We start from the raw sequence: 6,926 nt of genomic DNA on the forward strand, positions 1-6,926 counted from the left end.
GTTCATCGACGGCAGTCCGATGAAGCCGTTTTCTACTTTGTGGATGGATCCGGCCTTGCTGAGTGTTCCTACGAGAGTGGTTTCCATGATTACTCCTGTGTTGGAAAGATCTGTCAGAAATGTTGATTTATTGCAGGTGAGACTGTTTTGTAGATCAAGTCAGAACCCCGCTCGGGGTGCGGTGGGATCGTCTGCAATCTCGACATCCTCTACTTCCAGAGGACCAGCCCAACTCTGCTCCGAGTTTTGCCGGTGTGATGCCAATCACGTACGCTCGTCCCACAAGCAAAACTACGCGACAAAATTCATCTAGTCCAGTCTTTTTTAGGAATTAATCTGGCAGGAGTTCAGGTTAATTTTTTCCCGTTACTCTTGACATCCCGCGAAGCATCCAGGCAGCGGGTTCGCGACCGTCAACCTCGGCCCTGGACGCTACTGGCGACTCCGGGAAGATCGTGGCGCGGTTCGGCACGGGCAACGGCGCACAGGATCTCCAACGCCGCGCAGCTGCCGGCGGCCACTGCTTACCGGGGCGGATTGCAGTCGCTACGGCCCCTTCCTGCGATTCTGATCGTTCAAGGGGGCCGTTTGCTCCGGGGCACGGAGATAGGAAGGCAGGCCGGTTGTTGCCCGGCCCGCCTTCCTATCTCTGAAAACCGTTACCTGAGATCCAGGACCTTCTCCGGGTCTTCGGCAGCATGATCTGAAGGGGGAGCAATGATTGCTTCAGAGTTCGCGCGCCTTGATTCATGCTGGGAGTACAACCAGATGGGTATATAGAGTGCCAATACGAGGAAGCCAACCCAGGTTGAGGTCCAGCCGATTTCCAGGCTGTTCAGGTAGACCACGCCGACCACACACAGTGGCACATTGAACAGGCCAAAGAACATGGAGACATTTTTCCAGCCCTTGGGGGCTTTGAAGGGCCTTTCCAAATTAGCAAAGGCCGGGTGCTTTTTAGCTCTGACATAGGCGAAGAGGCTGATGCCGTTGGCGCAGGTGTAACCAATCGCCGACGCCGCAAGAATTGCCGCGGCGTTTCCCATGGAGATCAGCACCAAGTTAAAGGCTCCGATAACCAACATGGCAACAAACGGAGTCCCCTGGCGATTCGTTTTACCGAAAACCCTGGGAAGGTTGCCTTCCATCGACATGGAGTGCATGGCGCGGGAGGACCCCAGATAAGCCGTCTGGATGATGAGGATCATGGCCGCGATCAACATGATGATGGTGATGATTGAGCCGGCTTCGCCAAAGACAGCCTGGGCCACTGGAATCAGGGGCGATACAGACTCGGCCTGTACACCCTCAACACCAAGCACACCGATCACTGCCGTTTGCAGCAGCACATACAAAACGAAGCAGATGAGGCCGCAGGCAAGCAGCGCCTTGGGGACATCCTTGGAAGGGTTCTTGTATTCAGGGCCGTAAATGGCTGCCGTCTCCCAGGCGCAGGCACTCCACTGTGCAATCGCGAAGATGCCGAAGAGCATCAGGATATGGTGCATATCCCAGGCCCAGTCGGTTGGCCACCAGCTGCCGGTGATGTTGGTCAACTCAACGTGTCCGGTAGCAAAAGGCGCCACGGCCAGGATAACCAGCGGTATCAGAGACACCGCCGCCAAGATGTAACCCAGGAGGGCGCCATCCTTGAGACCGAACCAATTGACCACGAACAACCCGGCGAAAATCACCAGACCTGAAATCAATGCGAGCTGATACTCGGTAAATGTCTCGCCCAGCACCGGAAACAACCCATGAAGGTAACCGCCCACCAGGATGGCGAAGATCGCCAGAATCGGGTTCCAGCCAAACCAGTAGCTCCAGGCGGAGAAGCCGCCGATCAGCTTGCCCTTGTCGTACTTGCCCTTGTAGTTTTCGGTGCGAAATACATGCTGGGCAAAACCTGGCAGACCGGAGGCCTTGGGAAAAGTGGTAGCCATTTCAGCGTATGCGGTGCTCTGCACGAAACCCTGAAGCACCGATATGCCCCAGATAAGAATCGCCGCGGCAGACACATACATCGGAAGGTAACCCAACGATGGCAAAATCAGCATGGGAACACCCAGTGCTATTGCCATGCCCTGCTTCCAGTTGATCGACCTTTTCAGGTGATCGCCTTCATCCAAACGTTCTTTGCTCATAACAATCTCCCTTAGATAAGGTAAAGTCGTCAGATTCTTAGTTGCATTACTTACTTCTTGAATCTCTGAAGTGGCAGTGAAGAAACCGCGACACTCCTGCCGGCAAAATGCAAGGATGTGGAAGACCGGGGGATGCGCGGATATAGGGACAGGCCTACATTTGCTCTCGTCAAACCTTATTTACGGCGAGACTAGCCGTTGGATCCGAGAGCGTTCCCGGGTTTGCAGATGCCGCCAGGGCATGCCTGGGTCGGCCACAGGCGTCGCATGGGTGGGTTCTAGGGTGCGAAGGTGCGGTCGCCGGCCAAGAACCCCAGACCATACTCAGTGGTCTCAAACTTCACCGTGATGCCCTTGAGGATTGCGGCTTCGCTTCCAGGCATGTTCATCGACGGCAGTCCCAGAAAGCCGCCTTCTACCTGGTGGGTGGATCCGGCCTTGCTGAGTGTTCCTACGAGGGTTTCCATGGTCTCTCCTTTGAATACCGCTGGGAAATATGCTTCAACTTAGGTGGGCATAGCACCAGTTACGACTCCTGGAAGATCGCCGCAGACCATGACTTCAATGACTAGAGAGTCGGCAGGGCTCTGCTCCGAGCTTTACTGGCGTGATGCGGTCACGTACAACCATCGAAGGACTTCGAACCGTCGCCGCGGCGTCTCCTGTGAAACAGATCACTCCCGAGGTTACAGCCTTAAAGCTCTATTGCAACAGTTTTTATTCATGTTAATTTTGCTGCTTGTTAGCCGTTCGTCAGGAGAGTCGATCTCGGGCAACCTCGCAGGCCGGCATAGACGTTGAGTCTGTCCGGCCAGCGGACATGGGTGATCCCCGCCGGCTACCGCCCCTGACGTACCAGATCAGCGAGGCATGATCCGCGCCTGTTTCAGGCGGCCTGAGGCTAGGTGGAGTAGATCAATGAGAGCCCGAGGTGGGGAACATCCAGAGCCATTCGATGCTGGTTTGGAGATCCGGATTTAATCCGTTCGCCCACCAGGTACATCCCAGAGTTGCCGAGAACGACGCGGTTGCTGGCGTTGACGAGGGCGGCATCGCCAGGGATGGCGCGCAGGGTTGGCATGATGAGGGGTTCCAGATCCTTGATCCGAATGTCGCATGCCGCGACTCCTGCAAAGTTTCCATGCACGTAAACCGGAGCCGCGAATGTAAGGATGTATTCCTCGAAGCCGAGAAAGTCTACATAGGGGCCCCAAACCGACTTCTCACCTGTGGAGGCGGCGGTCGAGAAGAACGGCAGCTTCTCGTAGTCGTAATATCGGTTGCTGCCGGGAGTCAGGTCAAAATCAAGCCTTCCGATGACACCGGATTCCTTGCGGGACCACCATTCCAAAACCCTGGCGCCTTCCTCAACGGATTCCGCGGCGAAGAAGGTCCCGGCGCCGACAGCAAAAGTGTTCTTCGCTAGGAACTCCCGTGAGACTTCGTCCAATCCGAGCAGTGCAGCCTTATCCACCCTGGACTTTCCGACGAGATTTCGCTCAAGCAGCGAGGCAACGTTTCTGGAGAGTTCCTCAGTCTCGGTGGAGACGCCGCGAATCCACGAAGTGAGGGCATTGGCAGCATGTACGACTTCACTGGTGGGGTTCATTGGCCATCCTGAATTGATTGGGCGTAACCGAGGGTGAGTTTCGTGTCAATCAGGTGGAAAATGTTTCGCCTGATGTGCTCAAGTACTAGTTTCTGGGCCTTTTCGGGTTGGTCCTGGGCCACTGCCCGGACCAGCTCCAAGTGTTCAGCGGTTGCCTGTTCGGGGTCAAATCCGACAGCGAAGGGGGTCCATAGCTGTTGAACTGTTTCTTCCTGAAGCCGGATTTCGGCAGCGGTAAGCCTCGGTGATTGCGCGGATACCGCCAACTCGATGTGGAAGCGGCTGTCAGCAGGTGCACGCGATTCAGGGGTCGTAGCCAGAACCAATGCTCGCGCAAGCTCCTGAAGACGGTCGAAGTCATGTGCTTCCGCGCGCTCACATGCCAGACGAACGGTCGTGGCGGCTATGGCGGAATGTTCGTCTCCGAGGTCGCGTATTTCCGAAATAGACGTCGAGAGAAACCAATCCCGCATGGTGTCGGTCTGGGTTCGAGGCTGATTGACGACGAAGGTTCCCCCGCTCCGGCCTCTACGAGTCTCGACGATTCCCCGCTCGCGCAATTCCCCCAAAGCTTCGCGAAGGGTCTGGCCGCCGACCCCAAACATCTCAGAGAGTGCCGCTTCGGGGGGCAAGCGTTCACCTACCTTGAGCAGCCCGAGGGCGATGGCCTTGGTGATTCTGTCGACGATCGCATCGGCCCTCTCGATTTCCGGCAAGGACCGATATATCTGCGACTGAAATGGGGTCTGCGAGGCCAAAAGTCTGCGCTCCAAAAATGGGCTAAGGGTCGGGTCAAGAACAAGCAGTCCGCACAGCTCCTCAAGGACATAACTCGTTCTTCAGAGTCTATGCAATAAATCCTTCAAGACTGCGACTTTCAACGGGGGCCCGGACCACCTTCTCAGGAGCCACTGGTTGGGCACGATCTGCTTATGGACCAGGGTGCTGAACGCTGACTCAAGGGCCGGCCGGCAACAAGGACCAATCCTAAAGTGTAGTCAGAACCGTCAGAAAACAGTGTTACCCCTACCCTTTCGCTTCGACACTATGGATATCAACCGGAAAGCATCCATCGGCCGCAAGAGGTTGATGACCGAATCGAAGGGACAAATCGTGACTCCGACAGCAAATGCAACGCTCACCGGGTACAGCACCGCTGGTGACATTGTCCGCAATCTGTCTCTCGTCAGGGACGAGATCGCGGACACAGCGGCCAAGATCGACGAGCAGCAGGTAGCCGACCTGGCCCGCCACCTCAGCCAGCCGGGACGAGTGTTCGTCGCCGGCGCGGGCCGAAGCGGCCTGGTCCTGCGTATGGCTGCAATGAGGCTGATGCACCTGGGCCTGAATGTCCACATCGCCGGTGACACCACCACTCCCGCGATCAGTTCCGGCGACCTGCTTCTGGTGGCCTCCGGATCGGGAACGACCTCGGGCGTGGTCAAATCAGCGGAAACAGCGGCGAAGGCCGGAGCGCGGATTGCCGCGTTCACCACCAACCCGAGTTCCCCGCTCGCCGGCCTCGCCGACGCGCTGGTGATCATTCCCGCCGCCCAGAAGACCGACCACGGCTCCAGCGTTTCCCGTCAGTACTCCGGGTCGCTCTTCGAGCAGGTTCTTTTCCTCACCACAGAAGCCCTCTTCCAGTCCCTCTGGGACAACACCGACGTACCCGCCGAAGAGCTCTGGCTCAGGCACGCCAACCTCGAATAATCGAGCCCTCAATTTTCCACACCCACCGCAGTTCCCTACAGAAAGAAAACAACACCATGAAACTCCAAGTTGCTATCGACCTCCTGACCACCGAAGCCGCCCTCGAACTGGCCGGCCAGGTTGCCGAATACGTGGACATCATCGAACTCGGTACCCCGCTGATCAAGGCTGAAGGGCTTTCCGCCATCACCGCGATCAAGAAAGCCCACCCGGACAAGGTTGTTTTCGCAGACCTCAAGACCATGGACGCCGGGGAACTTGAAGCCGATATCGCCTTCAAGGCCGGCGCCGACCTGGTCACCGTGCTCGGTGCAGCGGACGACTCCACCATTGCCGGCGCCGTCAAGGCTGCCAAGGCCCACAACAAGGGTGTTGTCGTTGACCTCATCGGCGTGGCAGACAAGGTTACCCGTGCCAAGGAAGTCCGCGCGTTGGGTGCGAAGTTCGTCGAGATGCACGCCGGCCTGGACGAGCAGGCCAAGCCCGGCTTCGACCTGAACGGACTGCTCCGAGCCGGAGCAGAAGCCCGCGTTCCGTTCTCCGTGGCAGGCGGCGTAAAGCTCGCAACTATCGCGGACGTCCAGAAGGCCGGCGCTGACGTCGCTGTCGCCGGCGGCGCCATCTACGGCGCAGCCGACCCGGCACTGGCCGCCAAGCAGCTCCGCGCCGCGATCGTCTAGCCTGCTGACTCACGGTGGCGTCCCGCACCCTTAAGAGCCGCGGGACGCCACCCACGGCAGCGGGCTCCGGCATTTCAGGGGCCCGCAGCCGTGGCATCGGTTTCGGCGGGAAGAACAAGACATGAGCCAACAAACACCGGGACCGTCCAGGGGAAGTCGCAGATTCCCCGACCAGCAGCCTGTCCGGGGGTGGGCTTCACTTCAGCACGGGGAATGCGTTGAAGTCTGGTCCTTCGATTCGTTCCTTTACGCAGGCTATGTCGATGACCGCGCCGACGACGGCGAACTGATATGGGTCATCGAGAATGGCACCGGCTCCCGTCGCCTGTTTGTTCGTGGTGATCCCGTCATTCTGTATTCGATCTAAGACACAGCACACCCCCAGCGATGAGGGGTTGAGACATTGTGGGGACCCTAGTTCCTGGGAAGGAAGCTGTTCATCATGCGTAGTCAGGCCACCAAGCATTTGGAAGTCCTTGTCACCGAGCCTGGTCGACTTTACGAGTTGCTCGACGATGCAGAGGCCGTGCTCCGGCAGGCAGCGATGCCCGAACGGTTTGCCGGCATCCTTGTCACCCGCCATGATCCTAGCCGGTACACGCTCGCGCTCAGCTGCACGGTTCCCTTTGGAGAGACCCGCGAGCAGATACTCTCGTGACCGTCGGCCGACGGGCGCACTGACTGTCGAAAAGTTGGAAGCCAACAATGTCTGTTACTTTCGTTGATTCAAGTGTGAGGTCCGGGTACCGCAATCCCCTCCGGGATCCGCGGGACCGGCGC

Annotated in this window: 7 protein-coding genes; 2 read left to right on the forward strand and 5 right to left on the reverse strand. The window is 58.0% G+C overall.

Going from position 1 to position 6,926, the window contains the following annotated elements:
• Positions 1 to 659 precede the first annotated feature (659 nt).
• The 4 genes from J1902_RS18130 to J1902_RS18145 all read right to left on the reverse strand — a co-directional run bounded on the left by J1902_RS18130 (position 660) and on the right by J1902_RS18145 (position 4,469).
• Entirely contained in the window at positions 660 to 2,144 is a 1,485-nt protein-coding gene (locus J1902_RS18130) for an APC family permease (protein ID WP_207617780.1), read from the reverse strand.
• 278 nt (positions 2,145 to 2,422) lie between these two features.
• On the reverse strand, positions 2,423 to 2,611 hold the full coding sequence (locus tag J1902_RS18135) for a hypothetical protein (RefSeq protein WP_207617781.1): 189 nt from the start codon (positions 2,609 to 2,611) through the stop codon (positions 2,423 to 2,425).
• 434 nt (positions 2,612 to 3,045) lie between these two features.
• On the reverse strand, positions 3,046 to 3,753 hold the full coding sequence (locus J1902_RS18140) for a cache domain-containing protein (RefSeq protein WP_207617782.1): 708 nt from the start codon (positions 3,751 to 3,753) through the stop codon (positions 3,046 to 3,048).
• A complete protein-coding gene (locus J1902_RS18145; protein WP_242702194.1) occupies positions 3,750 to 4,469 on the reverse strand; it encodes a FadR/GntR family transcriptional regulator in 720 nt (239 codons plus the stop codon). Before J1902_RS18145 ends, J1902_RS18140 begins: the two co-directional genes overlap by 4 nt.
• 397 nt (positions 4,470 to 4,866) lie before the next feature.
• Here J1902_RS18145 and hxlB point away from each other — a divergent pair, with 397 nt between their 5' ends.
• Complete coding sequence (hxlB, locus tag J1902_RS18150) at positions 4,867 to 5,466, forward strand: 6-phospho-3-hexuloisomerase (RefSeq protein WP_372434594.1); 600 nt, start codon at positions 4,867 to 4,869, stop codon at positions 5,464 to 5,466.
• 56 nt (positions 5,467 to 5,522) lie between these two features.
• Positions 5,523 to 6,146, forward strand: a complete 624-nt coding sequence (gene hxlA, locus J1902_RS18155) for a 3-hexulose-6-phosphate synthase (RefSeq protein ID WP_207617785.1) — start codon at positions 5,523 to 5,525, stop codon at positions 6,144 to 6,146.
• A 196-nt stretch (positions 6,147 to 6,342) separates the two neighbouring features.
• Here the strand turns inward: hxlA and J1902_RS18160 are convergent, their stop codons facing one another.
• Positions 6,343 to 6,729, reverse strand: coding sequence for a hypothetical protein (locus tag J1902_RS18160; RefSeq protein WP_207617786.1), 387 nt, complete (start codon positions 6,727 to 6,729; stop codon positions 6,343 to 6,345).
• Between the last annotated feature and the right edge of the window lie 197 nt (positions 6,730 to 6,926).

The organism is Arthrobacter cavernae (assembly GCF_017368795.1).
Taxonomy (GTDB): Bacteria; Actinomycetota; Actinomycetes; order Actinomycetales; family Micrococcaceae; genus Arthrobacter; species Arthrobacter cavernae.

Coding starts and splice junctions, on each gene's coding strand:
- J1902_RS18135 (WP_207617781.1), bottom strand. CDS start 2,611: ATGGAAACCCTCGTAGGAACACTCAGCAAGGCCGGATCCACCCACCAG.
- hxlA (WP_207617785.1), top strand. CDS start 5,523: ATGAAACTCCAAGTTGCTATCGACCTCCTGACCACCGAAGCCGCCCTC.
- J1902_RS18130 (WP_207617780.1), bottom strand. CDS start 2,144: ATGAGCAAAGAACGTTTGGATGAAGGCGATCACCTGAAAAGGTCGATC.
- J1902_RS18160 (WP_207617786.1), bottom strand. CDS start 6,729: ATGGCGGGTGACAAGGATGCCGGCAAACCGTTCGGGCATCGCTGCCTG.
- J1902_RS18140 (WP_207617782.1), bottom strand. CDS start 3,753: ATGAACCCCACCAGTGAAGTCGTACATGCTGCCAATGCCCTCACTTCG.